The organism is Rhodococcus oxybenzonivorans (assembly GCF_003130705.1).
GTDB classification, from domain to species: Bacteria; Actinomycetota; Actinomycetes; order Mycobacteriales; family Mycobacteriaceae; genus Rhodococcus_F; species Rhodococcus_F oxybenzonivorans.
Genome location: NZ_CP021354.1, coordinates 5,630,049 through 5,651,574 on the forward strand (window position 1 = coordinate 5,630,049; position 21,526 = coordinate 5,651,574).

A 21,526-nucleotide genomic window follows, 5' to 3' on the forward strand; every position below is an offset into this window, starting at 1 on the left:
GCGGCCCAGGTGGCGAGCAGCGTCATGGCGTCGGCCCCCCTCGGGCTTCGAGGTATCGCGTCAGCACGGGTCCGATGACGGCGACGGACTGCGGCTCGATCATGTCGTTGTGGCCGCAGTCGACCGGGTGCTCGTCGATGTTTCCGGTGACGAGGGGTTGCCATTCCTGCGCCGACCGCGGTCGCGTGGTGGTGTCGTCGGCGGCGGTCGCCGGGAAGATGAGCAGGCTGCCCTCGTACACCTGCGGCACGAACCGATGGACCAGGTTTCGGGAGTTCTCGTACCCGGCGTTGATCCGCTCGAGATGCTCGGCTCGCACCCCGGAGTCGGTTCCCCAGGATTCGTTGAGCAGCCGGGCAGCTTCTTCGTAGGTGAGGTCGCCCTCGATGTCGACGACGAGTCCGAGTCCGCGTAGGAGATCGCGCATGTCGAGCTTCCCGAACAGCGGGTCCTCACCGTTGTCGGGATAGCTGTCCATCACGGCCAGCACCCCGACCTCGTCACCGTCGTGTTGTAGTTCGACGGCCATGGCGTGGGCGATCACGCCGCCGAGCGACCAGCCGAGCAGGTCGTACGGACCCTCGGGTTGGATTGCCTTCATTTCCTCGACGTAGCGGTGCGCAAGTTGCTCGAGGGACGAGTATTCGCCGTCACCGCTGATCGTGGGCAGTTGCAGTCCGTAGACGGGGCGGTCGGCGGGCAGGTGACGGACGAGGCCGGCGTACCCCCAGGAGAGTCCGATGCCGGGGTGCACGCAGAACAGCGGGCGCTCTGTGCCCTCGCTGCGCAACGGAATCAGCACCGCCAGCACATCCTCCACTCCTCCCGCGGCAGTCGGCAGGGCGAGTCGGCGGGCGATCCCCGACGGTGTCGGATCGAGGAACATCCACTGCAACGGGATCTTTCGGTCCAGTCTCTGCTGAAGTGCCCCGGCCACCTTGGTGGCGAGCAGTGAGTTGCCGCTCCTCTCGAAGAAGTTGTCGTCAGCACCGATTCCGTCGAGGCCGAGGATCTCGGTGAAGACGTCGACGACCACCGCCTCGAGATCGTTCGCGGGTGGCCGGAACCGGTGCCCGGAGAGGAACTCCGGCGCCGGCAGGGCGGCGCGGTCCAACTTTCCCACCGGGGTCAGCGGAATCTGATCGAGCACGACGATGGCGGCGGGCACCATGTGTGCGGGTAGCCGCTCACCGACGAAGCGGATCAGTTCGGCGGTGTCGACGTTCCCGCCTCCCGCCGGGCGCACATAGGACACGAGGAGTGACTCGCCACTCGGCCCGGACCGGCCGATCGTCACGGCATACCCGACCGCGGGGTGATCGGTGAGAGCGGCGTCGATCTCTCCGGGCTCGATGCGGAAACCGCGGATCTTCACCTGGAAGTCACTGCGGCTCACATACTCCAGCGTTCCGTCCGACCGCCAGCGCACCACGTCACCGGTGCGATACATCCGCTCCCCTGGAGCACCCCAGGGGGCGGCCACGAAACGCGACGCCGTCAACGCAGGCCGTCGGTGATAGCCCGCGGCCAGTGCCCGCCCCGACACGTACAGCTCACCCACCACGCCCACCGGAACCGGCCGCAGGCGGGAGTCGAGGACCACCTCCGACACCCCCCGGGTGGGAGCTCCGAGGGTGATCGGCTCACCCGGCACCAGAGCGGCACTGATGTTCGACATGATCGTGGTTTCGGTGGGCCCGTAGGCATTGAACATCCGGCGGCCCGGTGCCCAGCGGGCGACGAGTTCCGGTGGGCACGCCTCTCCGGCAACGACCAGCGTCCGCAAGGATTCGAAGCCGACAGGGTCCATCGATGCCAGCGCCGTGGGGGTGACGAACCCGTGGGACACTCGTTCGCTGCCGAGAAGTTCGGCAAGTTCCGTGCCGCCATAGATCGTGGGCGGCGCGATCACCAGGGTGGCACCCGCACAGAATGCCATGACCAATTCGAATACCGACGCATCGAAGCTCGGCGACGCGAAGTGCAGCACCCGGGAGTGATCGGTGACGGCCAGCACGTCGCGTTCCTCGGCCGCCAGATTCGCCAGGCCACGGTGGGTGACCGTCACACCCTTCGGCATTCCGGTGGAGCCCGACGTGTAGATCAGGTAGGCGGGATGCCATTCGTGCAGCGGCGCAGTGCGATCAGCATCGGTGACCGGGTCGGGCGACTGTGCGGCTATCCGGTTCTCTTCATCCGGATCGTCGAGCACGAGCCAGGTCACGAGGTCGGGCAGGTGATCTCGATGTGCGCGGACCGTGATGCCGGACACCGCGGCGGAGTCGGCGAGCATGTGCTCGATCCGTTCGAGGGGATATCCCGGATCGACCGGCAGGAACGCCGCGCCGGTCCGGGCGACGGACCACACCGACAGCACCGACTCGACCGACCGCGACACGCTCAGGGCCACCGAAGTTCCCGGTCCGACCCCCAGCTCGATCAGTCTGCGCGCCAGGCGGTTCGAGGCCTCGTCGAGTTCGCGGTACGACATCGACCGACCCTGATAACGGATCGCTGCCGCAGCCGGGTTGTGCTCGGCTGCCGCAGCCAGCAGGTCCGGCAACAACAGAGCGGGCGCATCGAGCGGTCCCCGGGCAGGCGTCAGTTCCGCGACCTCGTCGGCGCGAAGTATCTCGATGTCGCCGACGGGGATTCCCGGCTCCGCCGTAACGGCGGTGAGGATACGCACGAACCGCTCCGCGAAGCCCTGGACCGTGCTCGCGTCGAACAGGTCGGTGGCGAAGTCGATGGCACCGTCCATCCCGTCCGCCGCGCCGTCCGCGTCGAATTTCTCGGCGAGAATTACCTCGAGGTCGACCTTCACGACGTCGAGGGCAGGGTCGAGGCCCTCTACTCGCAGTCCCGGTAATGCCAGCACGGGGCGCTCGTTGTTCTGGAACTCCAGGGAAACCTGGAAGATCGGTGAATGAGCGGTAGAGCGCACCGGTCCCACCGCGTCCACCACGCGCTCGAAGGGAACGTCGGCATGCGCGAACGCAGCGAGGTCCGCGTCCCGCACCTGCGCGAGGAGACCCGAGAAGGGTTGTCCCGGTTCGACGGTACTGCGCAGGGTGAGCGTGCCGACGAACATCCCCACCAGATCGTCGAGTGCCGCTTCCCCACGTCCGGCGATGGGGGTGCCGATCACGACGTCCCCGGTACCGCCGAGGCGGCCGAGTAGCACGGCCAGCGCGGCGTGCATGATCATGAACTCCGTCGAGTGATGCAGACGCGCCGCTGCCCGAATTCGCTCATGCAGCTCGGCGTCCACCACGAACCGCACCCGGTCGCCGATGAACGACTGCTGAGCGGGCCGGTGGTGATCGGTGGGAAGCTCGAGGAGTTCGGGGAGCCCGGACAGGTTCGACTCCCAGAATGCGAGTTGCCGCGACAGCAACGACTCGGGATCGTCCTCGGAGCCCAGCAGTCGCCGCTGCCACAACGTGTAATCGGCGTACTGGACGGGCAGCGGCGTCCAGGCCGGTGGCAGGCCCCGCACGCGGGATTCGTAGGCGATCATCACGTCGCGCACCAGCGGCGCCATCGAGAATCCGTCCGCCGAGATGTGGTGGACCACCACGGCGAGTACGGAAGTGGCGTCGCCGAGCGAGAACAGGGCGATGCGCAGCGGCGGGGCGGTGGTGACGTCGAAACCGGTCGACACGAATCGCGTCAGTTCCTGCCCGAGCACGGACTCGTCGGTGAGGGCGATCGGCATGAGATCGGGAACCGCCGGTTCGAGTATCTCCTGCACGGGCTCACCGTCCCTGAGCGGGAAACGGGTGCGCAGCGATTCATGCCTGGCCACGACGTCGGTGAGCGCGGAAGCCAGTGCCTCGACGTCGAGTTCGCCGGTGAGCCGCACCAGCATCGGAATGTTGTATGCCGGCGACGACGTATCGAACTGGTTGATGAACCACATGCGCTGCTGGGCGTACGACAGCGGGATGCGGTCGGGACGAGGCCCCGCGGTGAGGGCGGGGCGACCCGACGGGCCTGCGCCCGCGTGTTCGATGCGCGCGGCCAACGCGGCGACCGTCGGCGCCTCGAACAGCACCCGGACGCCGACATCGGCACCAAGGGCACCGCGGAGGCGGGCCACGGCGCGGGTGGCGCTGAGGGAGTTGCCGCCGAGGTCGAAGAAGTTGTCGTCCGCACCTACCCGGTCAATGCCCAGGACCTCGGCGAACGTGTCGGCCACCGTCTCCTCCACCGGATTCGCGGGCGCGCGGTATTCGCCTGCGGCAAGTCCGAAATCGGGTATCGGCAGTGCCCTGCGGTCGAGCTTGCCGACCGCGGTGAGCGGAATCTTCTCCAGCACGGTGATCGACGACGGCACCATGTGGCCGGGCAGACGTTCGGCGAGGTGCCGGCCGATCTCGGCGGTGTCGAGTTGGCGGCCGGGTATCGGCACCACATACGACGCGAGGAGCGTGTCGCCCGCGGGACCGCGATGCGCGACGGTGACCGCAAATCGGACGTCCCGCTCGTCCGTGAGGTTGGCGTCGATCTCGCCGAGCTCGATGCGGAATCCACGAACCTTCACTTGGAAGTCGCGACGGCCCACGTACTCGATGGTCCGGTCGGCAGTCCAGCGCACGATATCGCCGGTTCGATACATGCGTTCGCCGGATCCTGCGGGGTCGGCCACGAAACGTTCGGCGGTGAGCCCGGGACGGCGGTGGTAGCCGCGAGCCAGGCCCGCCCCGGCCACGTACAGCTCTCCCGGGACACCCACGGGCACCGGCTGCAAGCGGGCGTCCAGCACCAGCTCGGTGACCCCGCGGATCGGTCCGCCGATCGTGACGCGCTCACCGGCTACCAGGGGCTCGCTGATGTTCGACATGATCGTGGTCTCGGTCGGCCCGTAGCCGTTGTACAGCCGGCGCCCGGGCGCCCACCGGGACACGAGGTCGGGTGGGCAGGCTTCCCCGCCGACGGTGACGTCGGTGAAGTGTTCCAGTCCGGCCGGATCGAGGGACGCGAGCGCCGAGGTGGTTACGAACGCATGCGTGACACGTCTGCGTGCGATGAGGTGGGCGAGTTCGTCACCGCCGAACATCGTGGGCGGTGCGATCACCATCGTCGCTCCGGCTCCGAACGCCAGCAGGTATTCGAACGCGGCCCCGTCGAAACTCGGTGTCGAGAAGTACAGTGTGCGGGACCCAGGACCGGCGCTGAAGCGGGCGAGTTGTTCGCGCGCGAAGTTGTCGAGGCCGCGATGCGACACCACGACACCCTTGGGCAGACCGGTGGAACCCGACGTGTAGACGAGGTAGGCGGCGCTGTCGAGTGTGACGGGAGCGGCGCGTTCGTTGTCGGTCACCGGCACCGCGGACGCGGACGCGCACTCGTCGACGAACGACGGTTCGTCGAGAACGAGCCAGGTGGTGTCGCCGGGCAGCCGGGGCCGATGTTCTGCCGTCGTCAGGCCGAGGGCGCATCCGGAATCGGTGAGCATGTGCGCGATGCGCTCGTCGGGATAATTCGGGTCGACGGGGACGAAGACGGCCCCGGCCTTGGCCACCGCCCACAGGCACAGCATCGACTCGACCGAGCGCGGAATGCCGACGGCCACAGGGATTTCGGGGCCGGCGCCGCGGGAGAGGAGGACGCGCGCGAGGCGGTTCGACAGTTCGTCGAGCTCCCGGTAGGACACGTCACGCTCGCCCGACGAGAGCGCCACCGCATCAGGATCCTGCGCGGCCGCGTCCGCGAATAGTTGTGCGAGCGTTCGAGTGGAGACGCCCGGCGCGCCGCGCACCGGCACCAACGTGTCGCGTTCGCGATCGGTGAGCAGCGACAGTCCCGCGAGTGGCACGTCGGGACCGCCACAGGCTTCGAGTACCCGCACCACCCGCCCCGCGATGCTCTCGACCGCGGGCGCGTCGAAGAGGTCGGGAAGGTACTCGAACTTCAGATGCAGCCTGGCCTCCGCCGAGGCGACGAGACTCAGTGGGTAGTGGGCGGCGTCGGCCGCCTCCACGCCGATTACCCGCAGGCCCGCGATATCGGTGTCTTCCGACATCCCGGCGCGGTCCACCGGATACGACTCGAACACCGTCAGCGTGTCGAACCCCACGCCCGCCCCCGCCACTTCCTGTATCTGCGCGAGACCGGTGTAGTGGTGGTCGAGCATGGCCGCCTGTTCGGCCTGCACCCGCTCGAGGAGCGCGCCCAGCGTGTCGTCAGGGCGCAACGTCACCCGCACCGGCACGGTGTTGATGAACAGGCCGATCATCGTCTCGATGCCGGACAGCTCCGGCGGCCGCCCGGACACGGTCGCGCCGAAGACGACGTCGCCTCGTCCAGTGAGCATCCCGAGCACGATTGCCCAGGCGGTCTGCACGATGCTGTTGAGGGTCAGCCCCCGCGAACGCGCGTACTCGCGCAAGCGGTCGGTCTGGTCCTCGTCGAGGTCGAACACCCACTCCCGCGACACGGTGGAGAGGCGCCGGGCGCGGTCCCCGGGGACGAGCAACGTCGGTTCCTCCACGCCGGCAAGGGCGTTCGCCCACGCCCGGGCCGACGCATCGGGGTCGCGTCCGGTCATCCACGCGAGGTAGTCGCGATAGTCGCGCACCCGCGGCAACGGTGACAGGTCGCCGTCCGTGGCATACAGCGTGAGCAGTTCCCGGATCAGCAACGGCATCGACCAGCCGTCGAGGAGGATGTGATGGTTCGTCGACACCAGCCGGTATCGACCGCCCGGCATGGTCACGAGCAGGAACCGGATCAGCGGGGCCGTCGCCATGTCGAACGGGGTGGTCCGGTCGGCCGCGAGCAGCCGCTCGAGTTCGACGACGGCTCCCTCGTCACCGAACGTGCTCAGGTCGATCTCCCGCCACGGCACGGTCACTCCGCGTTCTACGACCTGCACGGCCCGCCCTTCGGTGTCGTGGACGAAGGCGGTGCGCATATTGGGGTGCCGCTCGAGGAGTGCGGCGGCCGCCCGGTGCAGCCGGGACGCGTCCACGTGGCCGTCGAGTTCGAGGCTCAGTTGGACGAGGTAGGCATCCACCGACTCGTCGGCCAGCTCGGCATGGAACAACATGCCCGCCTGCAACGGCGACAGCGGCCACACGTCGATCATCGACGGGTAACGCCGCTCCAGGTCGTCGATCGCACCCTGATCGAGACGGACCAGGTTCAGATCGGACGGGGTGAAACCGCCACCCCCGGACTTCACCTGCGTGGTCAGCGCGGCGAGGGCAGACACCCACAGCTGCGCCAGCTCACCGACATCCGCTGTGGTGAGCACCCCGAGCGGGAACGCCCACGTGGCGGCCAGTTCGGCGCCCGCGCCGGAGTCGGTGGTTCTGGCGTTCACGTCGACCGCAGCAGGCACGGGCAGACCCGTGTGTGCTGCCTCGGCCAGTCCGGCCTCGGAAATCGGGGTCCAATCGCCGTCCCCGGAGGAGGCGGCACCAAGCCTGCCGAGGTAGTTGAAACTCAACTGCGGTGAAGGCAGAGCCGACAGCGGGAGCGCCGTCTCGGGATTGAGATACCGCAGAAGGCCGAAACCGATGCCGTGGTCGGGGATGGCGTGCAGTTGCTCCTTCACGGCCTTGAGCGCGACCGCCGCCGCCGGGCCTCCGGCGAAGGCGTCGTCCACGTCCACCCCGGTGAGGTCGAGCCGGACGGGGAAGATGCTGGTGAACCAGCCCACCGTCCGGGCGAGATCGGCCCCCGGAACCACCTGCTCCTCACGTCCGTGTCCTTCGAGAGTGACGAGAGCGCCCTCGGATTCGATTCCGCGTGCCCGCCGCCATCGCACCAGCGCCAGGGTCAGGGCCGTCAGCAAGCCGTCCCCCACGCTGCCGTGGAAGGCCTGCGGGACCGCGGTCAGCAGCGCCTCGGTCACGTCCACCGGCACCCGTACCTCGACCTCGGCGGTCCGGATGTCGGATGCGGTGAGGGTTCGGGAGCCGAGCAGGGGGTCCGGTGCGCCGAGCATCCCTCGCCACAACGCGAGTTCCTCGGTGCGACTCGGTTCCAGCGCCGCGTCGGCAAGCCCGTGCGCCCACCGGCGCATCGACGTTCCGACGGCGGGCAGGGCCGGCGGCACCCCCGACTGCACCTGGGCGCACGCCGTGGCGAGGTCGGGGATCAGGATCCGCCACGACACCCCGTCGACGACGACGTGATGGGCGACGATCAGCAGCCGTCCGGCGGTCCGGGGGGTGGCCGCGCTCTCGAACAACACCACCTGAACCATCACACCCGACTCCGGGTCCAGCCGGTCGGTGGCCGCGTCGAGTTCCCGCGCGGCGATGTCACCGAACGTCTCCTCGGCTCCTCGCTCGGTGTCCGGGAGGTCGAGGGGCACCGTGCGCACGACCGCGGTGGCCCGCATCCAGCCGGTCGGCTGCACCACCATCGACCAACCGTGCTCCGCCCGTTCGCTTCGGGACAGTCGGGCCCGCAATATGTCGTGACGGTCGAGGACCGCCTCCAGGGCCGCCGTCAGCGTGGCCGCGTCCAGGTCGGCGGGGGTGGTGAACAGTGCGGCCTGCGAGTACCGGCGGAAGTCTCCTCCCCTGCCCAGCATCCACTGCACGATCGGCGTGAGGGGAACCTCGCCGACGCCTCCCCCGGGCAACTCGTCGAGGGTGATCGCCTGCTCTCCCGCCGTCGCGATCTCGGCGAGGGCGGCCACGGTTTTGCGCTCGAACACGTCCCGCGGGGTGATGCCCACCCCGGACGCCTTCGCCCGGGTGACGAGCTGGATCGACATGATGGAGTCGCCGCCGACGGCGAAGAACGAGTCGTCGACGCCGACCGACTCGAGGCCCAGCACCTCGGCGAACAAATCTGCGAGTATGCGTTCCGTCTCGGTTGCCGGAACACGCCCGATCGACACCTGCCGCCCGAAGTCGGGATCAGGCAGCGCACGCCGGTCGAGCTTTCCGTTCACCGTGAGCGGCAGGCTCTCGAGCACCACCACGGCGGCCGGAACCATGTGCGCGGCCAGCCGGCCGCCCAGCGTTTCGATGATCCACGACGGGTCCAGCGACCGGCTAGCCTCGGGTACGACGTAGCCCACCAATCGTTCACGGCGCGACAACACGACCGACTGCGCCACCCCTTCGCAGGCGAGAAGCGCGGATTCCACCTCACCGAGCTCGATCCGGAAGCCCTTCACTTGAACCTGGAAGTCGTTGCGGCCGAGGTATTCCAGTTGCCCGTCCGCGTTCCACCGACCCAGGTCGCCCGACCGGTACATCCGGGAACCCGGCACGTACGGATCTGCGACGAACCGGGTGGAGGTGAGGGAGAACCGGCCGAGGTATCCGCGCGAGACCTGCGCGCCCGACACGTAGAGCTCCCCCACCACTCCGGGCGGCACCGGGTGGAGTCGCCCGTCGAGCACGTACACGCGCAGTCCCGGGAGTGCCCGCCCGATGACGGACGCCGAGGCCCCGGCGGCCAGCGCCTCGGTCATCGGCAGGTGACTGACATGCACGGTCGTCTCCGTGATGCCGTACATGTTGACCAACGTCGGCGCCGAGTCGTCGTGCCGGCTGTACCAGCGGGTCAGTTGCGCCAGGTCGAGGGCTTCACCGCCGAAGATGACGTAACGCAGCGCCAACTCGGTGCCGCCGGCCACCCGGTCCTCCTCCGCCAGCTGGTAGAAGGCGGTAGGCGTCTGGTTCAGCACGGTCACCCGCTCGTCGCGGAGTAATCGCAGGAACGTGTCGGGTGTCCTCGTCGTGAAGTAGTCGACCACCACGAGCCGTCCGCCGTGGAGGAGGGCACCCCACAACTCCCAGACGGAGAAATCGAACGCAGCAGAGTGGAACATGGTCCACACGTCGGAGGCATCGAACCCGAAGAGCGGCTGAGTCTGTGCAAAGAGGGTGCCGACGTTGCGGTGCGATACCTGAACGCCTTTCGGTTGCCCCGTCGACCCGGAGGTGTAGATGACGTACGCGACGGCATCCGGGTGCAGGGGTCCGGTCCGCTCCGCGTCGGTCACCGGCAGGGCCGACACACCGCCCAATTCGGCCACGGTGTCGGGGCTGTCCACAACAATGGTCGGAAAGCCCTGCGTGCGCACCGATTCGGCTTCTGCCTCGGTGGTCAGCACGCACACCGGTCGTGCGTCGGCGAACAGGAAAGCCAGCCGCTCGGCCGGGTATGTGACGTCGACCGGAACGTACCCTGCGCCCGACTTCACCACCGCAAGCAACGCCACCACGAGTTCGAGGGATCGTGCTGTGGCCACCGCTACCAGCGATTCGGGGCCTGCGCCTCGGGCGATCAGGAGCCGTGCGAGGCGATTCGACCTCGCGTCGAGTTCTCGGTACGTGAGCGAAGCGCCCTCGTACACGACGGCCGTCGCTGCGAGGTTCCGTTCCGCGGCACGGGCGAAGAGCTCCGGCAGTGTCGTCACCGGCTCGGCCGGCTCGGCCGCGGCAGGGGCGGCGACGGGCAGGAGGCGGTCGCGTTCGCCGGGGTCGAGGATGTCGATGTCCCCGACGGGCGTGTACGCGTCGGAGGTCACCGATTCGAGTAGACGCACGAAGCGCTCCCCGAGACGGAGGACGGATGCGCGATCGAGCACGTCGGTGGCGTATCGGAGACCCGCGCCGATTCCGGCGGGGGCGCCGTCCTCGTCGACGTGTTCGGCGAGGCTCAGTTCGAGGTCGAACTTCGCGACGCCGAGATCGACCTCGAGCGAGTCGACGACGAGGCCGGGCAGCTCGAGGCGGGTGCCGGTGGCGTTGCGGAACTCGATGAGTACCTGGAACAGCGGGGCGTGAGCGGTCGACCGCTCCGGGGTGAGCTGATCGACCAGCCGCTCGAACGGGATGTCGGCGTGCTCGAATGCACCGAGGTCCACCGACCGCACCGCGGTCAGCACCTCGGAGAAAGATGCCCCGCCGTCCACCGGAGTTCGTAGAACCAGGGTGTTGACGAACATGCCCACGACGTCGTCGAGTACCGCCTGCCCCCGGCCGGCGACCGGTGTGCCGATCGGAACGTCGTCCGTTCCGGACAACCTCGACAGCAGCACTGCGAAGGCGGCATGCACCACCATGAACAGCGTCGAATTATGCTCGGAGGCAATCTCGTTCAGCGCTGTGTGCAGCTGCTTGGGCACGGTGAACTCCACGACGTCGCCGCGGTACGAGCGCTGGGGCGGGCGCGGCCGGTCCAGCGGGATCTGCAGCACCTCCGGTATCCCGGACAGGGTGCGGGTCCAGTACCCGAGTTGTCTCGACAGAACAGAGTCGGGGTCCTCCTCGGCGCCGAGAACGCCCCGCTGCCACACGCTGAAGTCGGCGTACTGCACCGGCAGCGGAGTCCACGCGGGTGTCTCCCCCATAGTTCTAGCGGTGTAGGCGAGCATGATGTCGCGGGCCAGCGGCATCATCGAGAACCCGTCGGCCGCGATGTGATGGACGACGATGGCAAGAACGTGTGACTCGGCATCGACCTCGAAAAGAGTCGCCCGGAACGGCACGTCGACGCTCACATCGAAGCCGGTGGCGGCCAGGGCGGCGATCGCGTCCCGCAGATCATGGTCACCGGACACTGTGACCGGGTGCAGGGATGGGGTTGCCCGCCCCGGATCGACGATGACCTGGTGCGGCCCGTCGATCGAACCGGGAAACACGGTGCGCAGGGATTCGTGCCGCTCCACGACGTCACCGACCGACGCGAGCAGGGCAGCACGGTCGAGTACACCGGTCAGTCGCAGTGCGATCGGAATGTTGTACGCCGGCGACGAGGTGTCGAACTGGTTGATGAACCACATGCGCTGCTGCGCCAGCGACAACGGTACCCGCTCGGGACGCGGCCGGGCGGTGAGAGCCTCCGAGGAAACACTCGCGGTGGCCGCCGACTCGATCCGCACGGCGAGGTCTCCCACTACCGGTGCGTCGAACAGGGCGGCCACCCCGACCCCGGCGTCGAGTGCCGCGTTGATGCGTGCGACCGCGCGGGTGGCGCTGAGTGAATCACCGCCCAGTTCGAAGAAGCTGTCGTCGACCCCGACCCGCGCGATTCCAAGGACCTCCGAGAAGACCCGTGCGACAGCCTCTTCGACCGGTGTGGCAGGCGCCCGGAAACCCGTGGACGTCGACGCGAAGTCGGGCGCCGGCAACGCTTTCCGGTCGAGTTTGCCGACGGGTGTCAGGGGGATCTCGTCGAGTACGACGACGGCGGCGGGAACCATGTACTTGGGCAGGATGCGTCCCGCGAACGCGAGTACCTCCGGCGCCACCACTTCGTCACCATCGTGCGGCAGGACATACGACACCAACGCCGTGTCGCCGAGCGGACCGGGCCTTCCCACGGTGGCGGCGAAGTCGAGATTCGGGTGGGTGGTGAGGACGGAGTCGATCTCCCCGAGCTCGACCCGCTGCCCGCGAATCTTGACCTGGAAGTCGCTGCGTCCGAGATACTCCAGGGTGTGGTCGCGGCGCCACCGCACGACATCACCGGTCCGGTACATCCGGCCGGCGCCGTGGGGATTGGCAACGAACCGTTCGGCGGTGAGCGACGGACGACGGTGGTACCCGCGGGCCAGGGCCGGTCCCGAAATGTACAGTTCGCCCGGCACCCCGGCCGGCACCGGCTGCAGTCGCGGGTCCAGAACGGACAGGGTGATGCCGCGCACCGGGCTGCCGATCGTGACCGGCTCACCCGGCATCATCGGCCGGCTCAACGTGGTGAGAATCGTGGCCTCGGTAGGCCCGTACCCGTTGAACATCGCCCGGCCCACACCCCAGTTGGCCACCAGTTCGTCACCGACCGCATCGCCGGCCACCACGAGCACCTCGAGGTGCTCGATGCCGTCGCGGTCCACCGTGGCGAGTACCGCCGGAGTAATGCACGCGTGGGTGACGCGTTCACGCCGCAGCAGCGCCGCGAGTTCCGCACCGCCGTAGATCCCGGGGGGCGCGATGACCAGCGTCGCCCCGGCGGCGCACGACTGGATCAGCTCGAGGATGGCCACATCGAAACTGGGAGAACAGATGTGGAGGCAGCGCGCCTGACGAGAGATGACGTAGTGCGCGCTCTGTTCGGCGAGAAGATTCGCCAGTCCGCGGTGGGTGAGCACGACACCTTTCGGTCGGCCGGTCGAGCCGGACGTATAGATCGCGTACGCGGCGTGGTCGACGACGAGCAGTGAACGGCGATCGACGTCGGTGACGCGAGCACAGGACGCGGCGGCCAGAGTGTCGTCGATATCCGGGTCGTCGAGCACCAGCCACGGCACCGAATCGGGTAGGCGGTGCCGGTACGCGGAGGTCGTCACCCCGAGCGCCGCACCGGAGTCGGCGAGCATGTGCTCGATGCGGTCGGCGGGATAGTTCGGGTCCACCGGCACGAACGCAGCACCAGCCTTGGCGACCGACCACACCGACAGCACCGACTCCGGTGAGCGCGGAAGGCCGAGTGCCACGAACGTTTCCGGTCCGGCGCCCCGCGCGATCAGCACGCGAGCCAGGGCGTTGGATCGCTCGTCGAGTTCGCGGTAACTCGTCTCCCGTCCCTCGAAGAGGAGTGCGGCGGCGCCGGGACGCTCGCCGGCCACCTGGGTGAGCAACTCGGGCAGCGTGCGTGGTGCGCCGGACGGTGCGCCGGACACGGCGGTGTATTCCTGCAGTTCCGCCTCCGACAGCAGGGTCAGCCGGGCGAGCGGAATGTCGATGTCCGACAGCATGATCTGCAGGACCCGGGCAACCCGGGCCGCCACCGACTCGGCGAACTCGCTGTCGATCACGGCCGGCTGGTACCGCAGTCGCAGATGCAGTGCCGTGTCCACATGCGCGATCAGGGTGAGCGGATAGTGGGTGGCGTCGATCCCCTCTACCCCTGCGAGCCGTATGCCGTCGATGTCCGTGTTCTCCGACAACCCCATCCGGTCCACCGGATACGACTCGAACACGGTCAACGTGTCGAAGACGGCACCGTCTCCAGCGGCGCGCTGAATTTCTGTCAGGCCCACGTAGTGGTGGTCGAGGAGGGCCGACTGTTCGGCCTGGAACCGTTCGAGGAGTTCGGCGAGTGTCTCCTCGCGGCGCAGGCGCAGCCGGACGGGCACGGTGTTGATGAACAGGCCGACCATCGACTCGATCCCGGCGATCGCGGGCGGGCGTCCGGACACCGTGGCTCCGAACGTGACGTCCTCGCGGGTGCTCAGTGTCGCGAGTACCAGCCCCCAGGCGACCTGCACGAGCGTGTTGGTCGTGAGACCGCGTGCGCGGGCGAGTCCCTCGAGCACCCGGGTCTTCTCGTCTCCCACGTCCAGGCGGACGTCCTCCGGGTCGGCGAAGCTCGGCTCGCCGCGCGCGCCGGGTGCCACGATGGTCGGCTCGTCCGCGCCGGCGAGTGCGGACACCCAGGCGCCGGTGGACCGTTCGGAATCCTGTGTCGCAATCCAGTGAAGGTAGTCACGGTAGGAGGTGACCGCCGGGAGCGCGGTGGTGTCGCCCGCGGTGGCGTACAGGACGAGCAGGTCCTTGATCACCAAGGGCGTCGACCAGCCGTCGAGAAGGATGTGGTGGTGCGTGAGCACCAGTCGGTAACGGCCGGGTGCGGTGTGCAGCAACGTGAATCGCAGCAGCGGGGCCGCGGACATATCGAACGGGAGGGCGCGGTCCATGGCCATCGCCGCCGCAACTTCCGCGGTGATCCGGGAGCTCGGCTGCCCAGACAGGTCGATGTGTGACCACGGCGCCGTGGCGGATTCGAGGACTACCTGCACCGGTCCCGTGCTGGTCTCGGCGAATGCCACTCGCAGGTTGGAATGCCGGTCGAGCAGGCCTTGCGCGGCGCGGCGCAGGCGGCCGGCGTCGACGACGCCGTGCAGGTCGAGCACCAACTGGACCATGTAGGCGTCGACGTGTTCCTCGGACAACTGGGCATGGAACAGCAGGCCCGCCTGCAACGGCGACAGCGGCCAGATGTCCGCGAGTGCGGGATATGCGTTCTCCAGGCGGTCGATGTCCGCCTGCCCGAGGGACACCAGATCGAGGTCGGACGGCGTCAGGCCGCCGGCGTCAGGCCGGTTCGCGTGTTCGGCCAGCAGGGTGAGGGTCCGAACCCAGAGGTCGGCGAGCTCTTCCACGTCCGCACTGCGGAGCACACCGGTCGGGAACGTCCACGTTGCCGCCAGGACGGGGTCACCGTCCCGGACGGTCGTCGCGGCGTTGACATCCACGACCCACGCCACGGGCATGTCGGGGTTCTGTGTTCCCCCGAGATCGGAGCTACCCTCGACGGGAAGCCAGGGCACATCACCCGAACTGGTCGCCACCCGGCCGAGGTAGTTGAAGCTCACCTGCGGCGGCGGGAACCGGCGGAGCATCTCCCCGGTCTCCGGGTACAGGTACCGGAGCAGCCCGAACCCGATCCCGTGGTCGGGGATCGCGAGGAGTTGTTCCTTGACCGTCTTGATCGCGGTTCCGGCAGCGGCACCGCCGACGAGGACGGCATCGACATCGATACCGGTGAGGTCGAGACGTGCGGGAAACAGGCTGGTGAACCAGCCGACGGTCCGGGACAGGTCGGCACCGGGGACGACGTGGTCCTCGCGACCGTGGCCTTCGAGATTGATCAGGGCATCGGTCGTGTCGACACCGCGCTGCCGACGCCAGCGGATCATGGCGAGCGCCAGCGCGGTGAGAAGGCCGTCGCCGACGGTGCCGTGGAACGCCGCGGGAAGGGTGGTGAGCAGGGCGCCCGTCACGCTCGGCGGAACCTCGACGGTGATACTGCCCTGTGCAGTGTCGACGTCGATCGCCGGATCCAGCGGCCGGGAGCCGAGGAGTGGGTCGGCTCCGTCGAGCATGGCTTGCCACAGCTCGACTTCGTCGCTTCGTCGTTCCGCGGCGTCCACCAGTCCGTGCGCCCATCTCCGCATCGACGTGCCGATGCCCGGCAACGCGGCGGTGAAGCCTTCGGCGATGCGTGCGTGCGCCGCAGCCAGATCGGTGATCAGGATGCGCCACGACACCCCGTCGACCACCAGGTGATGGGCGACCAGCAGCAGACGTCCGAGCCCGCCGGGGCCGTCGAACCACAGCACCTGCACCATGCTCGCGGTGGCCGGATCCAGGCGGTCCGCCGCCGCATCGAGTTCGGCGGCCGCGATCGCGGCGAACTCCCCGCCGTCGAGCGAGGTGACGGGTACGCGGTGGATCACCGCTTCCGGGGACACGGACCCCGACGGCAGCACCGTCATTCCCCACTGCCCGCCCAGTCCTTCCTGCCCGTCGTCCCGGGTGAGTCGTGCGCGCAGCATGTCGTGACGATCCAGCACCGCGCCGACGGCACCGACGAGGTCCTCGTGGGTGAGCCCGGGGGGCGCCGTCACCAGCACCGCCTGGGAGAAGCGGTTCAGTTTGCCCCCGCTGCGGTCGAGCATCCACGCGACGACGGGCGTCGGCGGTACCGCACCGACACCGCCACCGGGAAGCTCCTCGAGGACAACAGAATCCGGTCGCTCGCGGTGTGCCGCCTCAGCCAGGCCCGCCACGGTGCGACGCTCGAAGACATCACGCGGTGAAAGGATCAGACCCGCCGCCTTCGCCCGCGCGACCAACTGGATGGACATGATGCTGTCGCCGCCCAGCGCGAAGAACGAGTCCTCCACCCCCACCGAGTCCAGTCCCAGCACGTCTCGGAACAACGCGGCAAGCAGTTCCTCCGTCTCCGTGCCCGGCGCCCGGCCGCCGGTGACGACAGCGCCGAAATCCGGTTCCGGCAATGCCTTCCGGTCGAGCTTTCCGTGGACGGTCAGCGGCAGCGCCTCGATCACCACGATCGCGGCAGGCACCATGTACGACGCCAGGCGCGAACCGGCGAAGTCGAGGAGCACCCCCGTGTCGAGGTCGGCCCCGGGCACCGGAACCACGTACCCGACCAGGCGATCGGCCGACCCTGCACTGTGCCGCACGTCCGCGACGGCGGCCGCCACATCCTCGTGTGCGAGCAACGCCGAGGCCACCTCGCCCAGTTCGATCCGGAAGCCGCGGATCTTCACCTGGAAGTCGGTGCGCCCCAGATACTCCAGTTGCCCGTCCTTCATCCACCGCACGAGGTCACCGGTCCGGTACATTCTGCTGCCGGCCGGCCCGAACGGGTTGGCGACGAAACGTTCGGCGGTGAGGGCGTAGCGGCGGTGATACCCGCGCGCGAGCGCCGGACCGGCAAGATACAACTCACCCGCGATTCCCACCGGCACCGGCTGCAACCGCGCGTCGAGGACGGCCTCACCGAAGCCGAGAGTGGGTGCCCCGATGGTCACCGGCTCACCCGGCACCATCGGGAAACTGATACTCGACACCACCGTCGACTCGGTCGGCCCGTAGGCGTCGAACATGTTCCGGCCCGGCGCCCAGCGTGCCACCAGCTCGGGCGGGCAGGCTTCGCCACCCGTGACCACACAGACCAGGTCGTCGAGCCCGGCCGGATCGACGGAGGCCAGTGCCGCAGGCGTCACGAAGCAGTGGGTGACCCGCTCACGACGCAGCAGGTCCGACAATTCCTCGCCGCCGAATACGGACGGCGACGCGATCACCATCGTGGCGCCCGGTCCCACCACGAGCATCAGCTCGAGAATCGAGGCGTCGAAGCTCGGGGAGGCGAAGTGCAGCGCTCGTGTCGCCGACGTCGTGGCGAACGTGCGCTGCTGCGCCGCAGCGAAATTCGCCAGGCCACGGTGCGTGGTCACCACTCCCTTCGGCCTGCCGGTCGAACCCGACGTGTAGATCAGATACGCCGGGTGATCGACCTGCAGGGCCGATGTCCGGTCGGTATCCGACACCGCCGTCGCCGGGAGAAGCGCCAGCTCCGCCTCCATCCCGGGATCGTCGAGCGCCAGCCACGGGAGCGCACCCGGAAGGGACGGCCGGAGCTCGGCCGTCGTGAGGCCGGCCACGGCGCCGGAGTCGTCGAGCATGTACTCGATGCGCTCGGCGGGATGGTTGGGGTCGACCGGCACGAAGGCGGCGCCGGACTTCGCCACCGCCCACACCGCCGTTACCGACTCGATCGACCTCGACAAAGCCAGCGCGACCACATGTTCCGGACCCACCCCGCGTGCGATCAGGAGTCGCGCGAGCCGGTTCGACCGGTCGTCGAGGTCACGGTAGGTCACGCGCCGCCCCTCGGAGGACAGCGCCTCGGCGGCCGGGTCGACGGCGGCGTCGACCAGCAGTTCGGGCAACGTGCGCGCAGGCACGCCGGGGCCGCCGGTCACCGAGGTCAGGGCGGCCCGTTCCAGTGGGGCGAGCACGTCGACGTCGCCGACCCGGACGTCGGGATCGGCCGCGACTGCGGCCAGGATCCGGACCAGGCGCTCCGCGAAGCCGGCCACGGTGCCTTCGTCGAAGATGTCGGTGGCGTACCCGAGCGCGGCGGTGACACCGGCGGGAGCGCCGTCACTGTCGGTGTTCTCGCGCATGCTTACCTGCAGGTCGAAGTTGATCGTGTCGAAGGGGAGGTCCAGCGCTTCGACGTGCAGACCCGGCAGTTCCAGTACGGGCCGCTCGGTGTTCTGGAATTCGAGCATCACCTGGAACAGCGGCGAATACTCCGTCGACCGCGAGGGTCGCAGGCTTTCGACGACCCGCTCGAACGGGACGTCCGCATGGGTGAACGCACCCAGGTCGGTCTCACGTACGCCGGTGAGGAGTTCGGCGAACGTGCGGGCTCCGTCGACGCGGGTGCGGAGCACGAGGGTGTTCACGAACATTCCCACCACGTCGTCGAGCGCGGCCTCGCCTCGTCCCGCGATCGGGGTGCCGACGGCGATGTCGTCCGAGGCGCTCAGCCGCGACAGCAACACCGCCAAGGCCGCGTGCAGGGCCATGAAGACGGTGGAGCCGTGGGTGCGCGCGACCTGCACGATGTCCTTGTGGAGTTCGGGAGGAATCCTGAACTCGACCCGGCCGCCCTGCAGAGAACGGGCAGGCGGACGCGGCCGGTCCGTGGGAAGTTCCAGCACGTCCGGAAGGTCGGCGAGAGTCGTGGTCCAGTAGCCGAGTTGACGTGCGAGCGGCGACGACGGATCGTCCTCGGGACCGAGCCAGTCCCGCTGCCACAGGGTGTAATCGGCGTACTGAACCGGCAGGGGGCGCCAATCCGGTGCAGTCTCATGGTGTCTGGCGGTGTACGCGGCCAGAACGTCGCGAGCAAGAGGCACCATGGAGAAGCCGTCGGCGGCGATATGGTGCACCACGACGGCGAGCACGTGTTCGGCCACGCCCCGCTCGAACAGCCGGGCCCGTAGCGGGGTTTCCACCGTCACGTCGAACCCCGTCGACAGTAACCGGTCGACCTGCTCGCGGAGGTTGTCCAGCCCGGTGGTGGGCTCCGGGTGAAGAATCGGCACCACCTCAGCGGCGGGCAGTATCACCTGCCGCGGCCCCCGATCGGTCAGAGGAAAGACGGTGCGGAGCGACTCGTGCCGCTCGACGACGTCGGTGATCGCCGCCTGCAGGGCAGGTACATCGAGCGTGCCGGCGAGCCGCAGGGCAATGGCCACGTTGTAGGCCGCCGAGGCGGTGTCGAATTGGTTGATGAACCACATCCGCTGCTGCGCAAGCGACACAGGGACCTCGCGCGCCGGATCCCTCGGGGCCAGCGTCGGCCGCGCCCAGTCCACCGCGATCCCCGCCTCGGCACGGGCGGCGAGCCCGGCCACGGTGGGAGCGTCGAACACGTCGCGCACGCCGAGACGGTCCCCGACTGCGCCATTGATGCGCGCCACCAGCCGGGTGGCGGTCAGCGAGTTGCCGCCCAGGTCGAAGAAGTTGTCGTGCGCGCCCACGCGCGCGATGCCGAGAAGGTCGGCGAACACCGCGGCGACGATCTCCTCCACCGGGTTACGGGGAGCGACGAACCCAACCGTCGCCGTGCCGAAGTCCGGTTCCGGCAGCGCTTTACGATCCAGCTTGCCGTTCACGGTCAGAGGCAGCGCGTCGAGAACCACCACTGCCGACGGCACCATGTACGTGGGTACCGACGACCCGACCGCATCGAGTACCGCTGCCGGGTCGACGGCGGCGCCCGCCTCGGGAACGACGTACCCCACCAACCGATCGCCGTCACGGTCGTCGACGCGGACCACGACCACCGCTTGCGCCACCCCGGCACACGCGGCAAGGGCCGCCTCCACTTCGCCGAGTTCGACCCGGAAGCCGCGAAGCTGTACCTGGAAGTCACTGCGGCCCACGTACTCGAGCCGGCCCTGGGGGCCCCACCGCACGATGTCGCCGGAACGATACATGCGCGCACCCACCCGGTCGCGGGCGAAGGGGTCGGCAACGAAACGGTGTGCCGTCAGCTCGGATCGGCCCACGTACCCGCGGGACACCTGTTCGCCGGACACGTACAACTCGCCGACCACACCGGGCGGCACCGGATGGAGCCTGCCGTCGAGGACATACACCCGCAACCCCGGGAGCCCGCCGCCGATCACCGACCCGGACGCCGCGGACACCAGCGCGCGATCGAGTGCGAGGAAGCTGACGTGCACCGTGGTCTCGGTGATGCCGTACATGTTGACGAGTACGGGTGCACGGTCGTCGTGCCGGGAGTACCACCGGCCGAGTTGACCGATGTCGAGCGCTTCACCACCGAAGATCACGTACCGCAACGACAGAGCCGCCCCGTCGGCGGCGTCCTCGACCGCGCTCGCCGCACGATCCGCCTCCATCAGCTGGTAGAAGGCGGTCGGCGTCTGGTTCAACACCGTCACCCGCTCGCGGTGCAGCAGTTCGAGGAACGTATCGGGCGACCGTGCGGTGAAGTAGTCGACCACGACCAGCCGGCCACCGTGGACGAGTGCCCCCCACAGTTCCCACACGGAGAAGTCGAAGGCGTACGAATGGAAGAGGGTCCACACATCGGACGAGTCGAACCCGAACAGGTCCCGGGTGTTGGCGAGCAACGCGACCACACAGCGGTGCGATACCTGCACACCCTTCGGGCGTCCGGTCGACCCCGACGTGAAGATGACGTAGGCGACGGCGTCCGCCCGTAGCGGACGCAACCGGTCCGAGTCGGTGACGGGCAGGCCCGAGAAGCTGTTCAGGGCGCGGTGCGTCGCCGGATCGTCGATCACCACCAGCGCGGTGCCGTCCGGCGCCAGGGCCCCGAACTCCGCACTCACCACAGCACACACCGGGTGCGCATCCTCGAACATCGCGGCAACGCGCTCGGCCGGATAGCTGACGTCGACCGGGACGTAGCCGCCGCCGGCCCCGAGCACCGCCAGCAACGCAACAAGCAGGTTCGGTGTCCTGTCCACCATCACGGCGACCAGCGATTCGGTACCGACACCACGCGCAATCAGCAATCGGGCCAACCGATTTGCGCGTTCCTCGAGCGCGGCGTAGGTAATCCTGTCTTCGCCGCACACCACCGCGACGGCCTCCGGGGTCCGGGCCGCCGCGCGTGCGAACAATTCGACGAGGGTAAGCGACCCGGCGCGAACGCCCGCGTGATTCCACTGGTCCAGCACGAGGCCGCGCTCGACCGCGCCCATGACGTCGATGTCCCC

At 68.8% G+C, this 21,526-nt stretch carries 1 protein-coding gene; it reads right to left on the reverse strand.

Going from position 1 to position 21,526, the window contains the following annotated elements:
* Nucleotides 1–22: 22 nt before the first annotated feature.
* A complete protein-coding gene (locus CBI38_RS26110; RefSeq protein ID WP_472515506.1) occupies nt 23–21,511 on the reverse strand; it encodes a non-ribosomal peptide synthase/polyketide synthase in 21,489 nt (7,162 codons plus the stop codon).
* Between the last annotated feature and the right edge of the window lie 15 nt (nt 21,512–21,526).

Coding starts and splice junctions, on each gene's coding strand:
- CBI38_RS26110 (WP_472515506.1), bottom strand. CDS start 21,511: ATGGGCGCGGTCGAGCGCGGCCTCGTGCTGGACCAGTGGAATCACGCG.